General features: G+C 66.9%; 28 protein-coding genes, 1 pseudogene and 1 riboswitch. Of the genes and pseudogenes, 16 read left to right on the forward strand and 13 right to left on the reverse strand.

Features of this window, described 5'->3' with window-relative positions:
- Positions 1-87: 87 nt before the first annotated feature.
- The 4 genes from AC5P7A_RS11335 (at position 88) to pnuC (ending at position 4773) form a co-directional block, all read left to right on the forward strand.
- On the forward strand, positions 88-495 hold the full coding sequence (locus AC5P7A_RS11335) for a glycine zipper 2TM domain-containing protein (RefSeq protein ID WP_495220142.1): 408 nt from the start codon (positions 88-90) through the stop codon (positions 493-495).
- A gap of 121 nt (positions 496-616) precedes the next feature.
- A complete protein-coding gene (locus tag AC5P7A_RS11340) occupies positions 617-1741 on the forward strand; it encodes a phosphotransferase enzyme family protein (protein ID WP_197574347.1) in 1125 nt (374 codons plus the stop codon).
- Positions 1742-1839: 98 nt separating this feature from the next.
- Positions 1840-1935: riboswitch (TPP riboswitch) on the forward strand.
- Between the two features lie 70 nt (positions 1936-2005).
- A complete protein-coding gene (locus AC5P7A_RS11345; RefSeq protein WP_227864430.1) occupies positions 2006-4195 on the forward strand; it encodes a TonB-dependent receptor in 2190 nt (729 codons plus the stop codon).
- 8 nt (positions 4196-4203) lie between these two features.
- Positions 4204-4773: a nicotinamide riboside transporter PnuC gene (gene pnuC / locus AC5P7A_RS11350; RefSeq protein WP_046427881.1), complete on the forward strand. Its 570-nt coding sequence runs from the start codon at positions 4204-4206 to the stop codon at positions 4771-4773.
- A 104-nt stretch (positions 4774-4877) separates the two neighbouring features.
- Here pnuC and AC5P7A_RS11355 read toward each other — a convergent pair whose 3' ends face one another.
- From AC5P7A_RS11355 to AC5P7A_RS11380, 6 genes are all read right to left on the reverse strand, one after another.
- Positions 4878-5294 carry a hypothetical protein gene (locus AC5P7A_RS11355; RefSeq protein ID WP_329768266.1) on the reverse strand — a complete coding sequence of 139 codons (417 nt, stop codon included), beginning with the start codon at positions 5292-5294 and terminating at the stop codon, positions 4878-4880.
- 119 nt (positions 5295-5413) lie between these two features.
- Positions 5414-5758 carry a hypothetical protein gene (locus AC5P7A_RS11360; protein WP_141098630.1) on the reverse strand — a complete coding sequence of 115 codons (345 nt, stop codon included), beginning with the start codon at positions 5756-5758 and terminating at the stop codon, positions 5414-5416.
- A gap of 30 nt (positions 5759-5788) precedes the next feature.
- Positions 5789-6763, reverse strand: coding sequence for a Dyp-type peroxidase (locus tag AC5P7A_RS11365; RefSeq protein WP_053494678.1), 975 nt, complete (start codon positions 6761-6763; stop codon positions 5789-5791).
- A gap of 123 nt (positions 6764-6886) precedes the next feature.
- Positions 6887-7255 carry a VOC family protein gene (locus tag AC5P7A_RS11370; RefSeq protein WP_495220143.1) on the reverse strand — a complete coding sequence of 123 codons (369 nt, stop codon included), beginning with the start codon at positions 7253-7255 and terminating at the stop codon, positions 6887-6889.
- 68 nt (positions 7256-7323) lie between these two features.
- Complete coding sequence (locus tag AC5P7A_RS11375) at positions 7324-8091, reverse strand: helix-turn-helix transcriptional regulator (protein WP_495220144.1); 768 nt, start codon at positions 8089-8091, stop codon at positions 7324-7326.
- A gap of 127 nt (positions 8092-8218) precedes the next feature.
- Positions 8219-8794, reverse strand: coding sequence for an OmpO family porin (locus AC5P7A_RS11380; protein ID WP_005411880.1), 576 nt, complete (start codon positions 8792-8794; stop codon positions 8219-8221).
- Positions 8795-8955: 161 nt separating this feature from the next.
- Between AC5P7A_RS11380 and AC5P7A_RS11385 the strand changes: the two genes are divergently transcribed.
- The 4 genes from AC5P7A_RS11385 to AC5P7A_RS11400 all read left to right on the forward strand — a co-directional run bounded on the left by AC5P7A_RS11385 (position 8956) and on the right by AC5P7A_RS11400 (position 11816).
- Entirely contained in the window at positions 8956-9960 is a 1005-nt protein-coding gene (locus AC5P7A_RS11385) for a DUF2268 domain-containing putative Zn-dependent protease (protein WP_219633131.1), read from the forward strand.
- Between the two features lie 211 nt (positions 9961-10171).
- Positions 10172-10444: a hypothetical protein gene (locus AC5P7A_RS11390; RefSeq protein WP_010487149.1), complete on the forward strand. Its 273-nt coding sequence runs from the start codon at positions 10172-10174 to the stop codon at positions 10442-10444.
- A 167-nt stretch (positions 10445-10611) separates the two neighbouring features.
- Complete coding sequence (locus AC5P7A_RS11395; protein ID WP_014645514.1) at positions 10612-11298, forward strand: L,D-transpeptidase; 687 nt, start codon at positions 10612-10614, stop codon at positions 11296-11298.
- A gap of 185 nt (positions 11299-11483) precedes the next feature.
- Positions 11484-11816 (forward strand): hypothetical protein, encoded by a 333-nt coding sequence (locus AC5P7A_RS11400; RefSeq protein WP_227864434.1) that lies wholly within the window; start codon positions 11484-11486, stop codon positions 11814-11816.
- Positions 11817-11844: 28 nt separating this feature from the next.
- Here AC5P7A_RS11400 and arsH read toward each other — a convergent pair whose 3' ends face one another.
- Positions 11845-12573, reverse strand: a complete 729-nt coding sequence (gene arsH, locus AC5P7A_RS11405; protein WP_111206055.1) for an arsenical resistance protein ArsH — start codon at positions 12571-12573, stop codon at positions 11845-11847.
- A 17-nt stretch (positions 12574-12590) separates the two neighbouring features.
- Between arsH and AC5P7A_RS11410 the strand changes: the two genes are divergently transcribed.
- From AC5P7A_RS11410 to AC5P7A_RS11425, 4 genes are all read left to right on the forward strand, one after another.
- Positions 12591-12920, forward strand: coding sequence for an ArsR/SmtB family transcription factor (locus tag AC5P7A_RS11410; RefSeq protein ID WP_111206056.1), 330 nt, complete (start codon positions 12591-12593; stop codon positions 12918-12920).
- A gap of 37 nt (positions 12921-12957) precedes the next feature.
- Positions 12958-13461 (forward strand): arsenate reductase ArsC, encoded by a 504-nt coding sequence (locus AC5P7A_RS11415; RefSeq protein ID WP_111206057.1) that lies wholly within the window; start codon positions 12958-12960, stop codon positions 13459-13461.
- A gap of 13 nt (positions 13462-13474) precedes the next feature.
- Positions 13475-14506, forward strand: a complete 1032-nt coding sequence (arsB, locus tag AC5P7A_RS11420) for an ACR3 family arsenite efflux transporter (protein WP_046427852.1) — start codon at positions 13475-13477, stop codon at positions 14504-14506.
- Between the two features lie 487 nt (positions 14507-14993).
- Positions 14994-15368, forward strand: coding sequence for a hypothetical protein (locus tag AC5P7A_RS11425; RefSeq protein WP_075076523.1), 375 nt, complete (start codon positions 14994-14996; stop codon positions 15366-15368).
- Between the two features lie 60 nt (positions 15369-15428).
- On the opposite strand, the gene AC5P7A_RS11430 is transcribed toward AC5P7A_RS11425, so the two are convergent.
- Positions 15429-16094: an inhibitor of vertebrate lysozyme family protein gene (locus AC5P7A_RS11430; protein ID WP_262225330.1), complete on the reverse strand. Its 666-nt coding sequence runs from the start codon at positions 16092-16094 to the stop codon at positions 15429-15431.
- A 114-nt stretch (positions 16095-16208) separates the two neighbouring features.
- Between AC5P7A_RS11430 and AC5P7A_RS11435 the strand changes: the two are divergent.
- Positions 16209-16684 (forward strand): annotated as a pseudogene (locus tag AC5P7A_RS11435) (YybH family protein).
- Between the two features lie 124 nt (positions 16685-16808).
- Here the strand turns inward: AC5P7A_RS11435 and AC5P7A_RS11440 are convergent.
- From AC5P7A_RS11440 to AC5P7A_RS11460, 5 genes are all read right to left on the reverse strand, one after another.
- Positions 16809-17834: an NAD(P)H-dependent glycerol-3-phosphate dehydrogenase gene (locus AC5P7A_RS11440; protein WP_005420929.1), complete on the reverse strand. Its 1026-nt coding sequence runs from the start codon at positions 17832-17834 to the stop codon at positions 16809-16811.
- Positions 17835-17854: 20 nt separating this feature from the next.
- Positions 17855-18373, reverse strand: a complete 519-nt coding sequence (gene secB / locus AC5P7A_RS11445) for a protein-export chaperone SecB (protein ID WP_005407596.1) — start codon at positions 18371-18373, stop codon at positions 17855-17857.
- Between the two features lie 99 nt (positions 18374-18472).
- Complete coding sequence (locus AC5P7A_RS11450) at positions 18473-18910, reverse strand: rhodanese-like domain-containing protein (protein ID WP_014645505.1); 438 nt, start codon at positions 18908-18910, stop codon at positions 18473-18475.
- A 57-nt stretch (positions 18911-18967) separates the two neighbouring features.
- Positions 18968-19393 (reverse strand): hypothetical protein, encoded by a 426-nt coding sequence (locus AC5P7A_RS11455; protein WP_014035526.1) that lies wholly within the window; start codon positions 19391-19393, stop codon positions 18968-18970.
- Positions 19394-19425: 32 nt separating this feature from the next.
- The gene (locus AC5P7A_RS11460) at positions 19426-19893 is read right to left on the reverse strand and encodes a YiiD C-terminal domain-containing protein (RefSeq protein WP_005407593.1); all 468 of its coding nucleotides are present in this window, start codon (positions 19891-19893) and stop codon (positions 19426-19428) included.
- Between the two features lie 35 nt (positions 19894-19928).
- Here AC5P7A_RS11460 and AC5P7A_RS11465 point away from each other — a divergent pair, with 35 nt between their 5' ends.
- From AC5P7A_RS11465 to AC5P7A_RS11475, 3 genes are all read left to right on the forward strand, one after another.
- Positions 19929-20738 (forward strand): uroporphyrinogen-III synthase, encoded by an 810-nt coding sequence (locus AC5P7A_RS11465; protein ID WP_495220145.1) that lies wholly within the window; start codon positions 19929-19931, stop codon positions 20736-20738.
- A gap of 104 nt (positions 20739-20842) precedes the next feature.
- The gene (locus tag AC5P7A_RS11470) at positions 20843-21820 is read left to right on the forward strand and encodes a uroporphyrinogen-III C-methyltransferase (RefSeq protein ID WP_032959352.1); all 978 of its coding nucleotides are present in this window, start codon (positions 20843-20845) and stop codon (positions 21818-21820) included.
- Positions 21821-21826: 6 nt separating this feature from the next.
- Positions 21827-23122: a heme biosynthesis HemY N-terminal domain-containing protein gene (locus tag AC5P7A_RS11475; protein WP_049418860.1), complete on the forward strand. Its 1296-nt coding sequence runs from the start codon at positions 21827-21829 to the stop codon at positions 23120-23122.
- The last annotated feature ends 205 nt before the right edge of the window (positions 23123-23327 follow it).

Here is a 23327-nt window from a genome sequence, read left to right on the forward strand (position 1 = left end):
CGGAACGCCAGCGTGGTCTCCACGGCAGCCGGGGCGCCCCGCGCCCTCCCTGCCCAGCGTGGCATGCACCTCACAGGAGAACCGAACATGCTCAGTACTTCCACACTCAACTTCCGTGGTCTGGCGATGGCCCTGGCACTGGTTGCCGGTGTCGCCGTGGTCAGCGATGCCAGCGCGATGTCGAGGAAGGACAAGCGCACCCTGGTCGGCGCCGTGGTCGGTGGCGTGGCCGGCAACCTGCTGTCCAACGGCGACCCTGCGGCCACCGTCGGCGGTGCCGTGGCCGGCGGCGCGATCGGCAACCTGACCACCTCCGACCGCCGCGACCGCCGTTACTACGACAATCGCCGTTACGACGACCGCTACGATCGCCGTTACGACCGTGGCTACTACCGCAGTGGCTACTACGACCGTGGCGATGACCGCCGCTGGCAGCGTGAGCGCTACTACGACAACCGCTACTACCACGACCGCGGCAGCCATCGCGGCTGGTAAGCAGCGCCGACATACCGATGACGCGGAGACGGGCGGGTCGATGACCCGCCCGTTTGCGTTGGCCACGCGCATGGCGTTGAATGCGCAGCCTTGGATGTGACTTTCCCGATCGGACTGTGGCATGACGTCTTCCTCCCACCGCGTGCAGGGCCTCAACAACGACGAGGTCGCTGCCGACTGGCCACCGATCAGCGCGGCGGACATCGCGTGGCTGAGTACGCGTTACCCGCAGCTGGGCGGGCACAGCCAACCGCGCTGGCACAGCCCGCGGCCGCTGTCTGCCGCCGCCATCGTCAATGGCACGCGCGCACCGGTATTCATCAAGCGCCACCACCACAGCGTGCGCAGCGCGGCCTGTCTGGAAGAAGAACACCACTTCATCGCCCATCTCGCCGCCGCCGGCGTGCCAGTGGTGCAGGTGCTGCCGGCCACCGATGGCCACACTGCGGTCGAACACGGCGAATGGACGTTTGAACTGCACGATGTCGGCGTGGGCGACGACCTGTATCGCGACGCGGTGTCGTGGTCGCTGTTGACCGATGTCGCGCAGGCCCGCGAAGCAGGGCGCACGCTCGCACAGCTGCACCGTGCCGCCGCCAGCTACCACGCGCCCCAGCGCAGCACCCATCTGCTGGTGGCGCGCGACGACCTGATCCGTGCCGACGATCCGATCGCCGCCATCAAGGCAGGACTGGATGAACGTCCCGGGCTGGCACGCTATCTCGCGCGCATTCCATGGGAAGCACAGCTGCAGCGCGACGTGCTGCCGTGGCACGCCGGCCTGGCCGAGCGCCTGCGCGCCGAGCCCCGGCTGTGGGCGCACAACGACTGGCATGTCTCCAACCTGCTGTGGCGCAACGGCGAGGTCAGCACCGTGCTGGATTTCGGCCTGGCGTCGCCCACCAGCGCGCTGTTCGACCTCGCCACCGCGATCGAGCGCAACGCAGTGGCGTGGCTGGAACTGGAGCGCGGCATGGAGGCGGTGCGCATCGATATCGCGCTGGCCCTGCTCGACGGCTACCGCGAGGTGCTGCCGTTGTCGGCGGCACGCGTGCACCTGCTGGCCGACCTGCTGCCAATGGTCCATTTCGACTTCGCACTGTCCGAAGTGGAGTACTTCGAAGGTGTCACCCGCTCAACCGCGAATGCCGACGTGGCCTGGCAGCCCTTCATGCTGGGCCATCCGGCGTGGTTCCACAGCGCGCCGGGGCGGGCACTGCTGCAGGCCCTGCACGCCGTCGCGTGATCCGGTTGACGCAGCGTTGCGGTCAGATCCCTTTCCGCAGGAAAGGGATCTGACCCCGGCTGGCGCTCGCAAATCCGTACCATTTGTAGTGAAATGGTCACCTGAAGCGGGGGTGCCTGGATCTGCCAGGCTGAGAGAGTCCCTTGGAACCTGATCCGGTTTGCACCGGCGTAGGGAGCTTTGAGCCGCAGCCACACCCCCATCATGGGCCGGTGCACCTGCGCGCCGTCGCTTCGTCTCCCTTGTTGTCCGAAGACGAACCGAATGAACCGCTGCCTGCGCCCCACCCTGCTCTCACTCGCCCTCTGCGCCGCGCTGCCGCTGCATGCCAGCGAGGCCGAGGCCACCACCGATGCGGCTGCCACTGGTGCCGAACGCTCGCCGACCGAACTGGCGGCGGTGCGCGTGGAGGCCGGCAAGCCGAAGGCCGATACCTCGCGCGTGAATGCCTTCGGCGGCGGTTCGTGGAAGGACACGCCGGCTTCGGTGAACGTGCTCGAGCGCGACTATCTCGAACGTCGCCAGGTACGTTCGCTGTCCGAGCTGGCCAGCAACGATGCCTCGCTGGGTGATGCGTATGCACCTGTGGGCTACTACCAGAACATCGCCATCCGCGGCTTCGCGCTGGACGCCGCCACCGGCTACCGCTTCAACGGGCTGTCCATCGCCGGCGAGCAACGCTTGGCGCTGGAGAACGTGCAGTCGGTCGAGATCCTCAAGGGTGAAGCCGGCCTGGCGGCAGGGGTGATGGCGCCGGGCGGGATCATCAACTACATCGGCAAGCGCCCGGCTGAAGTACGCACCGCCACGCTCGGCACCGATTCGGAAGGCTCACGCTACGTCGCCGTCGATGTCGGCCACTGGATCACCCCGCGTTTCGGCCTGCGCCTGAATGCCGCATGGGACTCCAGCAATTCCTACGTCGCGCACGCCGATGGCCGCCGCAACTTCTACTCGCTGGCCGCCGACTGGCTGATCGGCGAGCGCGGCAAGCTGGAAGTGGATGCCAACTACCAGACCAGCTCGCAGCGCTCGGTGTCCGGCTACCAGCTGCTGGGCGCGCGTGACCTGCCGCGCGGTGTCGACCGCGAGCACCTGCTCGGCTACCAGCCGTGGCAGCGCCCGGTGGATATCGCCAGCACCAACATCACCGCGCTGCATACCTACGACTTCAACGATGCCTGGCAGTCGCGCGTCTCGGTCGGCCACAGCCGCTCGGTGATCGATGACAACGTCGCCTTCGCCTACGGCTGCTACTACGCCGTGCAGTGCGCCGATGGCAGCGTGCCAGGCAACTACTTCGCGCCCAACGGCGACTACGATGTCTACGACTACCGCAGCCCGGACGACACCCGCCGCAACCAGCAGGCCCGTGCCGAGCTGCGTGGCCACTTCGAGACCGGCAGCGTCGGCCATCAGCTGACCCTCGGTGCCGACTACTTCCGCCGCACCGTGGACAAGCGCCCGAGCGTCAACGAGTACGTCGGCACCAGCAACATCCACGACCCGCAGGTGCCCGTGTTCGCGCCGTCGCCGAAGATGCCCGGCCCCTCCGCACGACGCCTGGACAGCCGCCAGACCGCGTTCTTCGCGCTGGACCGGATGAGCTTTGGCGATGACTGGCAGTGGTTGGCCGGTGGCCGCTTCGTGCGCCTGGACGAGCGTGCCTACGACAAGCGTGGCGTTCCGCAGCGGCACAGCCGCCTGTCGCGGTTCCTGCCGCAGACCGCGGTGGTGTGGAAGGCCACCGATCAGCTCAACGCCTATGCCAGCTACGTGCGCGGCATTTCGCTGGGACAGGAAGCGCCGTTCTGGACCAGCAATGCCGACACTTTCCTGCCGTCGGTGCAGTCGCGGCAGCTGGAAGTGGGCGTGAAGTACGTGCCGGTCGAAGCACTGACCTTGGGCGCGGCGGTGTTCCGCATCTCGCAGCCGTACCAGTACGCCAGGCCCGACAGCAGCGACGTCGGCTACACCTTCGTCGAGGAAGGCACGCAGACCCACACCGGCCTGGAGCTGACCGCCAACGGCCAGCTGACCGACACACTGCAGATCGTGGCCAGCGCCAGCGTGCTGCAGGCGCGCGCGCGCGACACCGGCACGCCGGCCTATGAAGGCCATCAGCTGGTGAACGTGCCGAAGGTACGCGCCAGCGTGCACATGGCCTACGCGCTGCCGTTCGTGCAGGGCCTGGACGTGACCGGTGGCTGGCGCTATGCCGGTGCCAACGTGGCACGCGCCGACGGTGGCGTGCGCGCGCCGGACTACTCGGTGTTCGATGCCGGCCTGCGCTTCCAGCATCGCCTGCACGAACGCGCGGTGACCTGGAACCTGTCGGTGGACAACGTATTCAACCGCTTCTACTGGCGCGATACCGGCAGCAGCGGCGGTGACTACTACCTGTTCCCCGGTGCACCGCGACAGGCCCGCCTGTCGGTGACGTTCGCGCTGTGAGCGGCGTGATGCTCGAGTGGACCGCCGCGCTGTGCAGCATCCTCGGCGTCTGGCTGATGGCCAGGCGCCGGCTGTCGGCATGGCCGGTGGGCCTGCTGTCGGTGGCGCTGTATGGCCTGGTGTTCGCCGAGGCCAAGCTGTACTCGGACACCCTGCTGCAGGTCGCCTTCGGTGGCTTCCTGGTCTATGGCTGGCTCAACTGGCGGCAGCACGCCGCCGATGAGGGCAGCATCCGCATCGTGCCACTGGCACGCGGCACGCTGCTGCGCGACCTGGCCTTCGGCCTGTGCGGTGGCGTGGCGCTGGGTGCGGCCATGCACACCTTCACCGATGCCGCGCTGCCCTGGCTGGACGCGATGCTGACCGCGCTGAGCCTGGTCGGCCAGTGGTGGCAGGCACGCCGCCACGTGGCCTGCTGGTGGGTGTGGATCGCGGTGGACGTGGTCTATGTGGGTGCGTACCTGTTCAAGTCGCTGCACGTGACCGCGGCACTGTACGTGTTCTTCCTCGGCCTGGCCGTGTTCGGGCTGCGCGCGTGGAGCGCCGCCGCGCGTGAACCGCAGGTGGCAACGCGATAGAGCCACGCCATGCGTGGCCGGGCTACCGGTAGTCGCCAACCTGGGTTGGCGCGCCTGCCGACCAAGGTCGGCATCTACCCACCACATCCACGCATGGCATGGATCTACTTCGGCTCCAGCAACAGGCCCAATCGCATCGGTTGGCGCATGTCGGCCGGCGGTGCCGCCTGCAACGGCGCGGCCTGCAGCGTCGCGCGCAGGTCGGCGTCGACCTGGGCATCGCCCAGGCTGTCGAATTCCAGTTTCGAAATACGGCCATCCGCCGCGATCCACACGCTCACCGGCAGCGGTGCCGGTGTGTCAGGGTGCGCCTGCAACCACGCCAGCACACGCTGCGCCTGCGGGTCCTGTTCCTGCTGCAGGCGCTGCTGCAGCTGGCCACCCACGGCGGCGGCGTAGGCCATCCAGTGCGCAGGGGCTTCCTGCGCGGAAACGCTGGCACTCCCCAGTGCCAACGCGCCGAACACCGCAGCCAGACGCCGCCACCAGCGGCGTAGGCCGGTCCTGTTTGCTGACACCATCGCCTGCCTCCTGCACTCCCATCCAGCGCGCCATGGTCGGCGCCATAGATGACAGGCGGATGGCGGCCGGTGATGGCCCGGCGCTTCGAGCTTGCCCGATTGCGAGGGATTGCCTTCGATCAGTCCAGACAAGCCTTCAGATCATCACGTGTCCAGCCGGTGAGGCCTGCACCCTTCCAGTAGCGTGCAGACGTACCAGCCGGGACAGAGGCAAGCTCGACAATGGCAATCACCCCATGGTTCACAGGGTTGTCGATGACAATGCGCTGCCCGGATTCGGTGGGCAGCACGCGCACGACCTTGTTGCGTTGTGTCCATGTCTGGGACAGGCAAACGGTGACCTGCTGTACCGATTTCGAAGAACCAAATGACTCGGGCGTTTGTTCAAGCAGACCAGGTGCTGTCGAGCAGCCGGCGATGCCCATGAACAATGCCGCCAGGAATGGGGCTCTCAAGACAGACATACGTCCTCCAGATGCATACGCGTGCGTTGATCACTCGCCCAGGTCGGCCAGCACCTTGCGCGAGGGTGCGAAGAAGGTCACGCCGGTGGTGGCGGTGGAGAAATCAAGGATGCGGTCATGCAGCGGTGCGGGATTGCCGATGAACATGCGCTCGAGCATCTTCTCGATCACCCACAGGCGGCGGGTGTAACCGATGAAGTAGGTACCGTACTCGCCACGGCCCGGGTTGGCGAACGGCATGTTGTCGCGCAGGATCTCGTGCTCGCCGTCGGCGTCTTCGATGGTGCACAGGGTCTTGTGCGACTTCTGCGCATCCGCCGGCGCGTCATCCAGCTCGATGTTGTCGTGCTTGGTGCGGCCGATGATCGCCTCCTGCGCCTCGGTCTTCTGCGCGCGCCACGCATCGAGATTGTGCAGGTACTTCTGCACCACCACGTAACTGCCGCCGGCATGTTCCGGGTCTTCCCCACCCACGATCGTGGCTTCCGGCAGCGACAGCCCCTCCGGGTTGGCGGTGCCATCGACGAAGTCGAGCAGGTCGCGGCCATCGAAATAGCGGAAGCCGGCCACGTCATCGACCGCTTCGACCGCATCGCCGAAGGCCATCAGCAGGTTGCGCTCGAAGGCCACGATCAGGTCCATGGTGCGTGCGCGGATGTGGTACAGCAGGTCACCGGGCGTGGACACGGCGGTGTGGGTCGCGCCCTTGATCTCGCGGAACGGCTTCAGCTCGCGTGGCGGCGTGGAGCCTACCAGCGGCTGCCACACGCGATGGCCGATGGCCACGTTGCAGGTGAAGGTGCGCTCGATCTCGCGGATGGCGGTGTTCTTGATCAGATCGTCGGTACTGGCCAGCACCTCGCGCGCCTTGGCGATCGACGCCTCGTCATCCTTCACCTTCAGCACCAGGAACGCCGCCGAATGGGTGAGCGGCGCAGTGATCTGCTGCGGCTCGTTGTCGAGCGTGTGGTTGACGGCGGTGATCGGTGCGGGCTGGGAGTTCACGGCGGTTCCTGCTGGCTTGAGGCGGACGCATCGCGTGTGGCGATGTGCGGGCGATCATAGCGGAACCGCCTGACCGGGGACGGAGCGGTTCTCGTTCCGTCCACCGGCGAAGGTACGAAGACTTCAGTCCACATCACTCCAGACCGCCAGCTCGTAGCCGTCCAGATCGCGGAAGTGGAAGCGGCGGCCGCCGGGGAAGGCGAACACCGCCTGCACCACCTCGCCACCGGCGGCGACCACGCGCTGCTGTGCGTCGGCCAGGTCCGCGCAGTACAGGATCACCAGCGGACCGCCGTGCGCATGCACCGCTGCGTCGGCCACGAAGCCACCTTTCAGGCGGCCGTCGTCGAACTCGGTATAGGCCGGACCATAGTCGGTGAAGCGCCAGCCAAACACCTCACCGTAGAAGCGCTTGCTGCGTGCGATGCTGGCGACGGCGAATTCGATGTTGTCGATGCGGCGTTCGGCTTCGTGGGTAGCTTCGTAGCTCATGAGGTTGCTCCGTGATTGGAACCCCAGCTTCGGTCAGCGCGGCACGGCGGTCTTGAACAAAACGGCCATCATTGTCCCCACTCCAGGCGCAGCTCGCTGGCGGTCATGCCAGTCAGCTCGCGCGCCTCGCGGCTGAGATGGGCCTGGTCGGCATAGCCGGCATCAGCGGCCAGCATCGCCAACGAATGCTGTGGCAGCGCGCGACTCTGGCGCAGGAAACGTTGCAGCCGCAGGATCCGCTCCAGCGTCTTGGCGCCGTAGCCGAACTGCGACTGGCTGAAACGCCGCAGGCTGCGCGGGCTCAGGCCCAACTGCGCCGCCAGCGTATCCAGCGTGGCATTACCCGCGGCGAGCGCTTGGAACAGGACATGGGCGCGCTGCGCCGGCGTATCGAGCGCGGCCGCACCCATGTGCTGTTGCAGGCAGTGCGCCATTCGCTGCAGGCGCTGTGCAGGCGCGGTGTCGCCGATGGAGGCCGCCGCCTCGTTCGCCCACGCGCCCTTCAGATCAGCCAGTGGCACGGCCTGGCCGGTGATCCCGGCCAAAGGCAGGCCCAGCGCGGCCAATGCCTGGCCGGGGCGGAAGCGTGCGCCCAGCACCTGCGCACCGGGTGCCAGCGCCGGGTGCGCGGCCACACGGTCCGGGCCGACGACGAACAGCGCACCGTCGCGCCAGAGGATATCCACGCAGCCATCGGGCAATACGGTGATGTGCCCATCGGCATCGGCAGGAAGCTGGCTCTGCCACAGCTGGCCAAAGTGGCCGCGCAGCGGCGCAGGCGTCAGATGTTCCTGGTAGGTCGTGCCGGTGCCTGCAAGAGAGGAAGGGTCGCCCATGCCGCATTGTGGCGCCACGGGGCCCATAAAAGTGAAGCCCGGCGCGAGGCCGGGCTTCGGTTGGCGTGTGGGAGAGAGAGAGAGAGAGTCACACGCCAGCACAACACGCACTAACGACAGGCGTTTGTTACCAGGTGAAGCGCGGGCCCACGAACCACTCGCGGTCGCCGGCCTTGGCCAGCTTCACTTCGCCACTCAGGCCCCAGTTCTGGTTGAACTTGGCGGTGGCGCCGACACGGCCGTAGAACTCGCCGTCCGGGTTGATGCCGTGCTTCTTGGTGTAGTCCTCGTAGCCGGCCATCACGTAGCCTTCCACGTACGGGTTGAACGCGGTGCGCACGCCGACTTCGGTCGAGTAGCCGTTGAAGTCCAGGCCATGCTTCATGTCGAACTTCTGGTACGCAACGCGGGCCACCAGGTCGGTGTTCGGTGCGATGCCGTAGTTGTAGCCGGCACCGATGCGCCACTGGTCGACGTCATTCTTGAACTTGTCGGTTTCCTGCGCGCTGTAGTCGCCGAAGATGTGGAAGTTCGGGTGCACCGCCACGGAACCCTTCACCTTCCAGCCATCGGCGTCGCCGCCCTTGGCATCGGTGTTCACGTAGCCGCCTTCAACGTAGTTGTACGACAGGCCGTCGGTTGCCGATGCAGCGAACGGCAGGGCAGCCAGGAGACCCAGGGCGAGCAGCGAATTCTTGTTCATCGGGACACACCTTTAATTATTTTGGTTTCGTCGGCCGCCTCCCGGGAGGGGGAGAGAGAGGAGGCGGTCGACAGGTGTGAATTATCCGTTAGGGGGTCTAATCGACCCTGAATATTGAACTGACTGGTGTATAAATAAGGCTGGCGTTCAGGGAACTCCACATGCCGCACGCGTCCGTCGCATCACTGCTGTTTCCGCCCCATGCGCGCCGCGCGGTGCGGGTGCTGCTGCTCGTCGCCCTTCCGATGATGCAGCTGCCAGCCAACGCGGCCGAGCGCGCCCAACCTTCTGCACGCATCGTGGTACAGACAGACGATGTCACGCGTTTCTTCAGCGTGCTGGATGCCACTGGAGGAAAACCAAGTGCCGAAGACCTGCAGCGCGGCTATCTGGACACCGGCACGGAGGCATTGCGCAGCTTCACCGACAGCCGCATCGGATCAATGGAGCGTTTGGCCAGGGCCATCCAGGACAAGCCGGCGTTGTTCGCCAGGGCGCGGACCTGTGCAGCGGCATTGCCGGCGATCCGCGCGCGGGTTGCCGACGCACTCGATCGGTTGGGCACGCTGCTCCCCACTGCACGTTTTCCTCCGGTCACCGTGCTGGTCGGGCGGGGTAACAGCGGCGGCGTCACCACCGAAGATGGTGTGGTGATCGGACTGGAAGCACTGTGCAACGCCGACTGGATGCAGCCTGACGTCGGCGATCGTTTCGTGCACCTGATCGCCCATGAGTACGTGCACGTGCAACAGCCCGGTGCGAGCGTCGATGTCGCGCAGCCCACCCTGCTCTATCAGACGTTGCTTGAAGGCGGCGCCGAGTACGTGGGTGAACTGATCTCGGGGCAACCGGCCAACGCGCATCTGCGTCGCTGGGCCCAGGGCCGCGAATGTGCGCTGGAGCGCGCGTTCGTACAGGACAGTGGGGGCACCGATCTTTCGAAGTGGCTGTACAACGGCCCCGGCGATGAAGCACGACGTGGAGATCTCGGATACTGGGTCGGCTACCGCATCGCGCGCAGCTATGTTTCCCGCGCGCCAGACAGGACCAGGGCCATCGCCACGCTGCTGGATGTGCGGCCCGACACCGCCGCGACCGTGTTCGAGGCGAGTGGATGGACGCCTGCCTGCACTGCTGCCAAAGGCGTGGAAACGCAAGTGCTGTGAGAGCCGCTTCATACTGATGAATTGGCGACCTTGAACAGGCACAAGGCACGCCGCCGACGTAGATCAGCTCGCCTGATCCCGCTTGTTAATGTTGGGTCAGGGGCCGGCTTCACAGTGCTTCCACGTATTCAAATTCCAGCTGAAAGCGCTTGGTAGCGGCGGGAACAAACGCCGCTATATTCCAGCTTCCCCAGACGAAGGAGGGAGTGCAATGAACCTGAACCCGCAACACATGAAGACGGCCCGCGCACTTGCTGTAGCGCTCATCGCCACCGTCAGCCTTGGCGCCTGCGCGTCATACAAGAACGAGTTTGCCACCATCAACTCGCGTCTCGATCAGCTCGACGTCAAGGTGCAGGGCGCTGCGCAGAGCGCGGAGTCCGCCAACCAGTCCGCACAGCAGGCCAATCAGCGCCTGGACCAGATCGAAGGTCGCGTGCAGCAGCTTGAAAGGGCACCTGCCGGCCGCAAGCCGCGCGGGTAATCGCTCCCTCACCTTTTGAATTGATCCACCTCTGTATCGGGTGTATCGGGGACCCAGTGGCCTTCGCCGGCCACTGGCATCCTTCCACCCACGATTGCATTGCAAGGAGCCGTCCCATTCGTACTTCCCCCTCCCCTGCACGCCGCGCCCTCCATGCCTCCCTGGCCATGGCACTGGCCGTTGCGTGCAGCGGCGTAGCCAACGCCAGGGACAAGGACGCACCTGCACCATCGGTCGCCGCCGTTGATGAACTTCCGCCCGACCAGAGCGTGTCCGAGACAGTGATCGAGCTGGCCGGCTGGGTGGTCGCCAGCAAGGACAACCAGGGCTATCCGTTTGCAGTCATGGACAAGGCGGCGGCGCAGGTTCTGGTCTTCGGCGGTGACGGCAAGCTGCGCGGCGCCGCACCGGCGCTGTTTGGGTCGGCGATCGGCGACCATTCCGCACCGGGCGTCGCCAAGCTCGCACTGAGCGCGATTCCCGGCCACGACCGCACCACGCCTGCCGGCCGCTTCATTGGCGGTTACGGCCCGTCCGACGATGCCGGACGCGTGCTGTGGGTGGACTACGATTCCGCCGTGTCGATGCACCCGCTGCCGCCGGGCAGCCCGAAGGAAAAGCGCGCCGAGCGGTTGGCATCGCCCTCGCCGGACGACAACCGCGTCACCCACGGCTGCATCAATGTCTCGCCCGCGTTCTACGAGCAGATCGTGCAGTCCACGTTCGAGAAGGGCGGTGTGTTCTACATCCTGCCGGACAAGGATTCGATCGCGAAGACGTTCCCGGAGTTCGCGCAGAGCCGTGCCGTCACCGATGGCAACCAAAAGAAGACCGCACAGCACGCTGGCGAGTAGTGCGTTTGTGCGTCCGCCCTGGGCGTTGTGGGCACATGCCGCCCGCCGGGCGGCTGCGATGCACAGTCTGCTCATGGAGAGTCGCCTGCGTGTGAGGCGTGGTGCCCCCGAGGCCCGGCACGCTGGCATACTGCGCCCGTAGACGATCCTGCGAGGCAATGTCTGCCTCGTCCATGAGGCCGCCGGTGGACCCACTCTTCCAGTTTCTGCTGAGCACGATGGGAGGCGTATTCGTCTTCCTGTTCTTCGTGGCGCGCGACTACCTGCGTGGATTGGGGTGGCTGCTCGGTTCCTGGGATCCGAACATGGGGCACGCGACCGAAGATGCGCTCATTTCGAAGGCCAATCGCAGCGCCTTGCTGATTGCGGCGGTGCTTCTGGCGTGGGCCTTCATGGGCCCTTCTCCCTACCGCCGCAACTGGGAAATCGAAGTAATGGGCATCGGCACCGGCATGTTGCTGGCCTATGTGGTGATCATCCGCCTTGCAGCTTCAAGGGTGAAGAGGCTGCTTGGGTGAGCGTGCCTCACATCGGCACCAATGAGGATCAGGAAGCCGTAGCCTCTGCAGCCCGCGCCAATGCCGCGGCGTGGGCGTCGCCCTTCCGCTCGCTGTAACGGTCTACCAGGTAGTCCGACCGGCCCCGCGTCAGCAGCGTGAACTTCACCAGCTCTTCCATCACATCCACCACCCGATCGTAGTACGGCGAGGGCTTCATCCGGCCGTCGTCATCGAATTCCTGCCAGGCGTTGGCCACCGACGACTGGTTGGGGATGGTCAGCATGCGCATCCAACGACCAAGCACGCGCAACGCGTTGACCGTGTTGAACGACTGCGAGCCGCCGCTCACCTGCATCACCGCCAACGTCCTGCCCTGCGTGGGCCGCACGCTGCCATCTTCCAGCGGCAACCAGTCGATCTGGTTCTTGAACACGCCGGTGACCGTGCCATGCCGCTCGGGGCTGACCCATACCTGGCCTTCCGACCACTGCGACCATTCGCGCAGTCGCTGCACTTCAGGGTGGTGCGGGTCCACGCTGTCCAGCATCGGCAGCGCATGCGGATCGAACACCCGGGTTTCGCACCCCAGATGGCGCAGCAGTCGCTCGGCTTCCAGCGCCAGCTTGCGGCTGAACGACTGGGGCCGCAGCGAGCCGTAGAGCAGGAGGATGCGTGGCGGCCCCAGATCTGCCGCGGCGAGCTGGTGATGATTGGGCTGGGGCAATGACGATTCCACCAGGTTGGGCAGGTCCAGGCTTGTGATTGGCTCATTCATTCGATTATTCTAGAAACATGGAAACATCGAATGCAATCTCCGCCCTGACCGCCCTCGGTCATGCCACCCGCCTGGCTGCCTTCCGCCTGCTGGTGGAGGCCGGCCCGGCAGGGCGCATGGCGGGCGACATCGCTACGGCCCTGCAGGTGCCGCCGGCCACGCTCAGCTTCCACCTGAAGGAGCTGGTGCAGGCCGGGCTGGTGGAGAGCGAGAACCAGGGCCGCCACGTCTGCTACCGCGCCAACTTCGATGCCATGAACGGCTTGATCGAGTACCTCACGCACAACTGTTGCGCGGGCTCACCCAGCAACCAGTGCGTCCCCGCCGAACCCGCCTGCAAGTGCTGATACCGCACACGACCCACCCCATCGAAGCGATTGCCACATGACCCGCAATGTCCTGTTCCTCTGCACCGGCAACAGCGCGCGCAGCGTGCTGGCTGAAGCCACCCTGCGCGCCTGGGACAGCGATCGCTTCAGGGCATTCAGTGCGGGCAGCCAGCCCACCGGCCAGGTCAATCCGTTCGCGCTGGCACAACTGCATGCCGAAGGAATGCCCGTTGAAGGGCTGCGCAGCAAATCATGGGACGAGTTCGTGGATGCAGCGCCCATGGACCTGGTCATCACCGTGTGTGATGCGGCCGCTGCCGAAGCTTGCCCAGTGGTGTTCGGTGACTTCATCCGCAGCCATTGGGGCCTGCCCGATCCGGCCGCCGTGGCAGGCAGCGATGCCGACAAGGCCGCAGCCTTCGCGCTGGCCCATGCCATCGTGAAAACCCGCCTGCGTGCGCTGCTCGCACTGCCCGAATCGGTGTGGTCCGAACGCGAAGCGCTGCAGCACGCGCTGGACCGGATCGGCCAGCTGTTGCCGACCGACGGCGCGCAGTGACGGTGCCACTGCCATGGGTCTGTTCGAGCGACACCTGACGCTGTGGGTTGTGCTGTGCATTGCGATGGGCACGCTGCTGGGCCACGTCCTGCCCGGTGCCTTCGCGGTGCTGGCGTCCGCCGAAGTGGCCAAGGTCAATCTGCCGGTTGCGGTGCTGATCTGGCTGATGATCATCCCGATGCTGCTGAAGGTCGACTTCCGCGCGATGCGCCAGTTGCAGCAACACTGGAAGGGCATCGGGGTAACACTGTTCATCAACTGGGCCGTGAAGCCGTTCTCGATGGCGCTGCTGGGCTGGCTGTTCCTGCGCCATGCCTTCGCCGACTGGTTGCCCGCAGCACAGATCGACAGCTACATCGCCGGGCTGATCCTGCTGGCAGCCGCACCCTGCACCGCCATGGTGTTCGTGTGGAGCAACCTGTGCCGCGGTGATGCCAACTTCACCCTGAGCCAGGTGGCGTTGAACGACGCGATCATGGTGGTTGCCTACGCGCCGGTGGTTGCACTGCTGCTCGGCCTGTCAGCGATCACCGTACCGTGGGATACGCTGTTGCTGTCCGTTGGTCTCTACATCGTGGTGCCGGTGCTGGCTGCTGCACTGCTGCGGCACTGGATCCTTTTGCGCAGCGGCGAGGCGGGCCTGCAACTCACGCTTCGAAGGTTGGGGCCGCTGTCCCTGTCCGCGCTGCTGCTGACGCTGGTGGTGCTGTTCGGGTTCCAGGGCCAGCAGATCGTGAAGCAACCGCTGGTAATCGCGCTGATTGCCGTGCCGATCCTGATCCAGGTCTATTTCACCTCGGGCCTGGCCTACCTGCTCAACCGTCGGCTGGGCGTGGCACATTGCGTGGCCGGCCCGTCAGCGCTTATTGGTGCCAGCAACTTCTTCGAACTGGCGGTGGCGACTGCGGTGGGACTGTTCGGCGTGCATTCCGGGGCGGCGCTGGCGACGGTGGTGGGCGTGCTGATCGAGGTGCCGGTCATGCTGTCCGTGGTGCGCATCGTCAACCGTACTCAGGCCTGGTACGAAAGACCCCAAGAGCGCTGACAACCAGAGTGGGGCGAGTTCGATTTACGTTCTTCGCTCCGCACTGTCGTCATCGGCTTGGTGGGGTACCCATATCCCTGTCATCAAGTTCGAACCATGTCGCATATTCCCCACGCTGCCACGGACGTTGCGGCACCTGCGTCCGCGACGGCTTAACAGCATGCAAGAATGCTGAAAGCGTCTTCGATCAAACGCTGTTTGCAACTCGTCTGATTGGCGTTGCGCAGCGACAGCGGTACAGATGGCGGGCCACCGGAAAATCGGTGGCCGGGCCTCGAAAACCCGTTAGATCACGAACGTTGTTTGCGCTTGCCAGCCGGCGTCACCCCGCGTGGCGCCGGCTGGCATTCCGTCTGCCGGCTATGGCGGGCGGAGCGTGGAGGCCTTGCGCCTGCCGGTCTTGTTCGTGATCTCCCGGTTTTCGAGCCACGTCTCCGCCCGCCACCTTTGTGTGGCGGCTACCGTCTGTCCTGCACGGAGCACTGCCATGACCACACCGGACTTCCCTCGCCTGCATCCGCATCGCTCATCCGCCACTGGCGGTGGGCCGCCAGAGCACGCGGCTGCGACCGATCCGAATGCCTTCATCGCCACGCTTCGCCGCATCGGCAAAGGCGCGGCCGCCGACGGCCAACCCTGGCCGGAGCGTCACCAGATGCCGGGCCGTTGCATGGCGCTGGCCGATGCGGACTGTGCGTTGGCAAGCCAGCGCGTGACGCTGGAACTGCTGCTGGCGGCCGAACGCGTACGCCAGAACGGCGCGGAGGCCGAGTACGTGGGCGACCGGGTGATGGAAGGGCTGATCATGGCGTGCCTGGCCATGAACGCACAGGCCAGCGCGCGTATGCGGCCGGAAGGGTGACGCGGGCGACAACGCCCGCGATTCCGCCGGGTAGGAGTCGGCGCTGCGGAGCGCGTCACATCACTCGCAGAGCGCGCTGTCTTCCTTCAACGCGGCATCCTGCAGTGGCTGGCGCTGTTCGATCTGCGCACGTTGTTCCGCCGTCGGCTCGCCCAGCCACCACACACGACAGCGCGCGGTAAGACGGCCGACCATCTTCGCCTCCGTCGGCGAATACAGCATCGCCAACGCGGTGCCGGGGCAGTCGTGGGCCTGGCAGGCGGTATAGAACCACCACGGCTCGCCCTGCAGCACCAGCAGCTCACCAGGACCGCTGGGCCCGCTCAACAGGCGTTCGCGCAGCGATGGAATCTCCCTGTCAGCGGATTCGGCTGCGGCTGTGTTCTTCATCAGGGCGTTGAACGCGGCCAGCACCTTCGGGTCCTTGCGGCCGCAGTCGTCCACGGTATTGCCGCCCACCAGGGTGAAGAAATGCGTCGCCAGCGGGTTGTCCGCGCAGGTGAGTTCGCCGCCGGCACTCGGGTCTTCCGGTTCGCCTTCGTTGTCCCACACCGAGGGATCCACGCCATCTTCGATGGATGGCGCCTTCTCGACCACCGTTGCCGTGGCCGCAGGTGCTTCTGTGGCCGGTGCTGGTGCGGCTGGTGCTGCATCGGGTGCCGGTGCCTGCCCGCAGGCGGCCAGCAATGCGACCGTCAGTGCCATCCCTGTGATTCGAATCTTCATTCCCTGTCCTTGTCTGATCTGCGCTGCATCCAGCAAATCGGCAGCCGCGTGATTCTAACCAGCACCGTGCCAGGATGCGTTCGTAGCGTCCCGTCATCGCCTGGAGCCGGACGCATGCGCCGTACACGACTCGCCAAGATCTTCTGCAGTGCCCTGCGGCTGGCATCGCCGGCAATTGCCCACGATGCAGAAAACGCGAAGCCTGCACGGCCTCTCCCGGGCGCAGCCCTGCCCGCACCGCTGGAGCGCGCACTACGCGATTACGAGCGGGCGTGGCGCTCGGCGGATGCCAGGGCATTGGCTGCGCTGTTTGCCGAGGATGGTTTTGTACTGCAGAGCAACCAGCCGCCGGTGCGCGGGCGTACTGCGATCGAGGCCGCGTATGCCGGCCAGGGCGGCAGTCCGTTGCGGCTGCGGGCGTTGGCTCACTCGGTGGAGGGCAACAGGGGCTACATCATTGGTGCGTATCGCTACGGCAGCAACGAGGGGACACCGGCAAGTTCATGCTGACGCTGAAGCGCGTGGGCGACGGGCCGTGGTTGATCTTCTCGGACATGGACAACACCAGCGCGCCGCCACGGGCGCGGTGATTGCCGCCGTCGGGCGCCAACCAAGGTTGGCAGCTACCGGAAGCGGGTTCGGCAGTAGATCCACGCCATGCGTGGATGGCTCGCGCACATAAAAAACCCCGGCACGTGGCCGGGGTTTCTCGATTCACTTGAACAGCGTGTCCGGGTATTCCGGTTTCTGTTCCCGCGCCAGCAGTGCGCGCAGGCCTTCTTCCGGGGTCTGCTCGCCGTGCAGCACGGCACGCACGCCGTCGGAGATCGGCAGGTCGATGCCATGACGGCGTGCCTGTCGCATCACTTCGTCGGCGGTCTGCACCGACTCGACCACCTGGCCGATTTCGCGCACGGCATCCTGCAGCGTCTGGCCACGGCCCAGGGCTAGGCCCAGGCGACGGTTGCGCGACAGATCGCCGGTGCAGGTCAGCACCAGATCGCCCAGGCCGGCCAGGCCCATCAGCGTTTCCGGCTTGGCGCCGATCGCCGCAGCCAGGCGCAGCATTTCATTGAGACCGCGGGTGATCAGGCCGGCACGGGCGTTGAGGCCCAGCTGCATGCCATCGGCCACGCCGGTGGCCACCGCCAGCACGTTCTTCATCGCACCGCCCAGCTCGGCACCGACCATGTCGTCGCCGGTGTAGGCGCGGAACGCCGGGCCATGCATCGCCTCGGCCACCGTCTGCGCGAACTCGGGCACGTCGCCGTGCACGGTGATCGCGGTGGGCAGGCCCTGGGTTACTTCCTTGGCGAACGATGGCCCGGTGACGACGGCCAGCGGCACGTCCTCGCCCAGCACTTCGCGCGCCACTTCATGCAGGAAACGGCCCGAACCGGGTTCGAAGCCCTTGGTGGCCCAGGCCACGCCGGCACCGGCCGGACGCAGCGGCGCCAGCGCACGCACGGTTTCACCGAAGGCATGCGACGGGGTCACCACCAGGATCCAGGCCGCGCCTTCCACCGCCGACGCCAGGTCGGTGGTGGCACGCAGGCTGTCCGGCAGCGGGATGCCCGGCAGGTAGCGCGGGTTCTCGTGGCGCTGGTCGATGGCCTCGACCACGGCAGCGTCGCGCCCCCACAGCACGGTCGGATGACCGTGCCGTGCGAGCAGGCTGGCCAGCGCGGTTCCCCAGGAACCGGCGCCCAGCACGGCGATCTTGTCAGCGGGAGTGCTCATCCGTGACGTCGCGGCAGGAATCAGGCGTTGCCAGCCGGCTCGGAGTCAGCCAGCGACGGTGCGTCGCCCTGCTCCTGGCGCTGGCGCAGGGTTTCTGCGTACAGGCCTTCGAAGTTGATCGGCTGCAGGAAGAACGGCGGGAAGCCGCCGGCCTGGATCAGGTCGCTGATCAGCTGGCGCACGTACGGGAACAGGATGTTCGGGCACTGGGTGCCAAGCAGCACGTCGATCGACTGCGGGTCCAGGCCGACCAGGCCGAACACGCCGGCCTGCTTCACTTCGGCCACGTAGGCGGTGCGCTCACCGGCCTGGCAGGTCAGGGTCACGGCCAGCACGACTTCGAAGGCGTTCTCACCCAGGCGCTGCACCTGCTGGTTCAGGTTCAGCTGCAGCTCCGGCTGCACCTGGTCATTGAAGATGGTCGGGGCGTTCGGCGACTCGAAGGAGACGTCCTTGACGTAGATCTTCTCGACGGTGAAAGCGGGGCCGGTGGCGGCATCGACCGGCGCAGCAGCGCCGTTGGTGATCTCTTCGGACATTTCCAGTAACTCCAATGAATGCAATGAAAACGATGGTCGAATTACTGCGATGGGGGCGGGATCAGGCCCATACAAGGCCGGATCCGCCACCTGCGGCAATCAGTTGCGGCCCTTGACCAGCGGCAGCTCGGCCTGCTGCCAGGCGGGAATGCCGCCGTCGAGCACGTAGACCTTCTCGAAGCCGGCCTTCTTCAGCGCCTTGGCGGCGGTTTCCGAGGCGTTGCCGCTGCGGCACACCAGCACCACCGGCGACTGCTTGGCGTTGGCCACCAGCTTGTGGTCCGGGCCGAAGGCACTGGCCTGGGCGTTGCGGCTGCCGGCAATGTGGCCCTTCTCGAAGTCACCGCTGGCCGACAGGTCGACCACCACCGTGCCGCCCGCGTTGATCAGCTGGGTCAGTTCGGCGGGCTTGATGCCCTTGAAGCCCCGGAACAGGCGGCGGATCTCGGTGACGATGATGGCCACGGTCAGGCCGACCAGGGCCGCGGACAGCATCGGGTTTCGGCCTGCAAAGGCCAGCAACTCTTCGTAATTCACTCAGGTCACGGGTCGATTAAGCGGGCGCCGATTGTCGCACAAGCCGGACGCGGCCCGTCACTGCCCCTTCCACAGGTCCGGCAGGCCGGCGGTCTGCCACCAGCGCTTGGCTTCCGGGTCCCAGCGCCAGCGCTCGACCACGACCACCGTGCGCTCGGCCTGGGTGTTCTGGTTGATCACCCCGATTTCGACCCGGCGCTCGACCAGTCCCCCGTCCAGTGAGGCACTGCTGCGCTCGCGGTAGGACGACACGCGCAGCTGCGCGTAACGGTTGAGCTCGAACTCGGTGGGCGGCTTTTCCTTGCGCAGCTTGGGGTCGAGGTAGCCGATGGCATCGTCCATGCTGCCCCAGCGGATGGTCGCCCCGTAGGCGATCTGGGTCTCTTCCAGCAGCTTGCGCTGCTTGCGGCTGAGGTCGTCGGCCGAGGCCACGGCACTGGCCAGCAGCAGGGAACAGATCAGGAACTGGATCAGGCGGCGCATCAGTGGTTTCCCCAGAACGTCAGCCTGCCATCCTACCCTTTGGCGAAGGCAACGAAGCGACCGCTGAATTCGGCGGCGGGCTTGCCATCGGCGCCGGGCTGGGTGGCGATGATGCTGATGCGGGCCTTGCGGCGCTGCCGGAAGGTGTTCAGGAAGGCATCCCAGCCGGTGGCCTCGGCCGCCTCAGCGTGGGCGTGCAGGTCTTCGTAGACCGGGGCCAGGTAGCGCAGGTTGCTGTCGGCCACGTAGACCTCGGCATCGTGGCCGGCCAGGCGCAGGCGCAGGCTGACCAGCGCCCAGCCGGACAGGGTCAGCACCGAGGCCAGGCTGCCGCCGAAGGCGTTGCCCTTGTCGTTGACGTTGGCGGCCAGCGGCGCGGTGATGCGCAGCACGCCATCGGCATAGCCGTCGAGCTGGATCTGCATGGCGCGCACCGCCGGCATGCAGTCCAGCACGTCCTGCAGGGCGGCCAACGAGGAAGTCAGGGCATCAACGGACATCTGAGCAGCGACCACGACAACGAAGGGCCCGCATAATGCAGGCAATGGCCGACCATACGATACCCACTGGCGCCACCCGTTCCGGCGCGCGCTGGACCCTGATCTCGCTGCGCCCGCGGGGCCAGAATGTGGCGCTGCGCCGCGCCGTTGCTGGGCTGGGCGGGGATGTCCTGGCCCTGGCGCCCTGGCGCCTGCAGCGCCTGAACGGCACGCCCGTGCTGCGCCAGCTGCAACGCGCGCTGAACTGCGATCGGGTGGTGTTCACCAGCCCGGCCGCCGTGACCGCGGCCGCCACCCTGCTGCCGCTGGCCGAGGCGCAGCGCAGCCCGTGGCTGACCGTCGGCGAAGGCACCGCGCGCGCATTGCGGGCACACGGCATCACCGAGGTGCATGCGCCGCAGCGGATGGACAGTGAAGGCCTGCTGGCGCTGCCGGTGCTGGCTGACGTACAGGGCCTGCGCATCGGCCTGGTGACCGCGCCCGGCGGGCGTGGCCTGATTGCCGCGCGGCTGCAGGCGGCCGGCGCCACAATCGAACGTGCCGACATCTACCAGCGTCGCCTGCTGCACCTGCCGCCCCGTGCGCTGGCTCGATTGGCGCATTCAGCGCAGCCGTGGATGCTGGCGGTGAGCAGTGGCGAAGCGCTGCAGCATTTCTGGCAGCAGCTTCCGCCGCCCTTGCAGCAGCGTCTGCAGGCGCACGCGACTGCCGTGGTGGCCAGTGATCGCCTCGGCGAACAGGCCCGGGCACTGGGCCTGCAGCATGTCGTGCGCGCGGCAGGCCCCACCAGCGCGCAGCTGGTGGCGGCCGCACACGCCACGCTCACCGTCCCGGCAGCGACCTGAACAGGGACGTGGGTCACGCTTGCCGCTGTCGTCGGCAACAGTGATGCTGTGCACAACGCGGCCTGCCGGCCCCCGACCGGCGACGTTGCCGACAAGGAAGCCCGATGAACGACACTCCGCCCGTTTCCCCGCCCCGTCGACCCGTGCGCTGGCTGCTGCCGCTGGCCGGTGTGGTCGTGCTCGGCGTGGGCGGCTATGCCGGCTGGTATGTCTGGCAACAGCAACAGAACGAACAGGCAGCGCAGGCACAGACCACGGCTGTCCAGCTGAAGGGCCTGGAGGCCACGCTGGATGCGCTGCGTCGTGACCAGCGCGCGACCAGCCAGCGCCTGCAGGACGCGGCCGCCACCAACCGCGTGCTGCGCGACGAGATGCTGGGCCTTTCCCAGCGCAGCGCATTGCTGGAAGAGAACCTGGCCAAGCTGGCCGACAGCGCCAACCAGGGCCGCCAGGCGGTACAGCGCGATGAGGCCGAACTGCTGCTGACCCAGGCCGCGCAGCGCCTGAACTACGCCGACGATGTGGAAGGCGCACGCCGGTTGTACGCCCAGGCCGCGACGGCACTGGCCGAACTGCCCGACAGTGATGGCCTGAACCTGCGTCAGGCGCTGGTGCAGGAGCGCGAGGCACTGGATGCGCTCGGCAGCGGCCCACGCGTGCAGTCGCTGCAGCGTCTGGATGCTGTGGGCAGGGCACTGCAGGGCCTGCCTTCGCAGATCACCGGCACAACCGGCAGCAGCACCGCCAAACCCTGGTGGCAGGCAGCTCTGGCGCCGTTCGTGGACATCACCCCGAGCCGCCAGAACGGCCCGCTGACCGCCGCCGAACAGCGCAATGCCGACGACGCGCTGCAGCTGGAACTGACATTGGCACGTGCGGCAATCGAGCGCGGCGACCGCGCGGGGCGCAATACCGCATTGGACCGCGTGGAGCACTGGGCACAGCGGCGCTGGCCGGATTCACCAGCCCTGCGCGCGCAACGTGCTGAACTGAAGGCCTTGCGCGAACTGCCGCTGCAGGCCAACGACGCTGTCCTTGGCAGCACCCTGCAACAACTGCGCACCCAGACCGACCGGAGGTAAGCCCGCATGAAACCCCTGCAATCCCTGGTCGTGCTGTTGCTGGCCGTGGCCATCGGCGTGGTCGCTGCGCAATGGCTCGGCGCCGATGACCTGAACCGCTTCGGCGAAGTGACCCTGCGCTACGGCGGCTACGACTACCACAGCAACCTGCCGAAGGTGGCGCTGCTGGCAGTGATCGCGGTGCTGGTGCTATGGCTGCTGTGGAGCCTGATCGCCGCACCGTTCCGCGCCTGGGGCCGCTACCGCCGCAAACAGGGCCGGGTGCGCCTGATCGACGGCCTGCAGGCCTATGAGCACGGCCAGTGGCAGCGTGCCGAGAAACTGCTGGACGGTGCCGCCAAGGATCCGGAAGTGAGCGCGGTGGCGCTGGCCAACGCCGTGCGCAGCGCGCAGGCACGTGCCGACGGCCCGGCTGGCGAGGCGCTGCTGCAGCGCCTGGGCGAAAGTGATGCCACCCTGCAGGCGCTGCTGCGCGCCGAACAGCTGCTGGCGCGCGATCTGCCGGTGGATGCGATCAACGCATTGGACGTAGCGGCGATCCAGCCGCTGCCGCCACGTGGCCTGTGGCTGCGCACCGAGGCACTGGCACAGGCCGGCCGCGCCCACGAGGCGTATGGCCAGCTGGGTGCACTGCGCCAGAGCAAGGTGCTGCCGGCCGAGGCCAGCAGTGAACTGGAAGCACGCCTGGCTGCACAAGCGCTGCTGGAAGCGGCCGACGTCAACGCACTGGCCGCGCAGTGGGAAGCCACGCCGAAGGCACTGCGACCGACTCCGGACGTGGTTGGCGCCTATGCCAGCCGCGCGGTGGCGCTGGACTGGGACGAGCCGGCGCTGCTGGCGCTGGAACAGGCCTTGGACCAGCGCTGGGATGACGAACTGGTGGCGCTGTATGGCCGTCTGCCGGCCGAGCGCCTGGCTACCCGCCAGGCCAACCTCGCACGTTGGCGCAACGTGCATGACGGCTCGGCCGCGTTGCGCCTGGCGCAGGGCCGCGTGGCCCTGGCCCAGCAGCAGTGGGAGGCCGCCGATGCGTTCCTGCACGAGGCCATCGCCGCCGGCGCCGGTGCACCGGCGTGGGAAGCGCTGGGTGAACTGTTCGCCCAGCGTGGCGAACACGCGCTGGCCGCGCAGTGCCTGGCCAATGCGCTGCGCCTGCAGCGCGGCGAGGACAGCGTGGCGCTGGTGCGCGGCGGCGAGACGCCACTGCGTGCCACGGTGGAAGAACAGCCGCTCGCGGTGCAGCCGCCGGTGTATGACGCCAACGAAGAGCGCGACGAATTCGGTAATCCGCGGTTGCCGTGACCGCTGCTGAAATAGGCCGACCAACGGTCGGCACCCACAGGAGCAAAAAACGCCGCCCAATGGGCGGCGTTTTCATGTGCGGGACCCGTTAGTCGCCAACCCTGGTTGGCGCGTGGCCTTTCCGAGCGATGCCGTTTCACGGCCGACCAAGGTCGGCATCTACCACAGCAGATCCAGCACGCATTTCTGGTAGTCGCCAACCTTG

Source organism: Stenotrophomonas sp. YJH_SMC_65, from assembly GCF_059369475.1.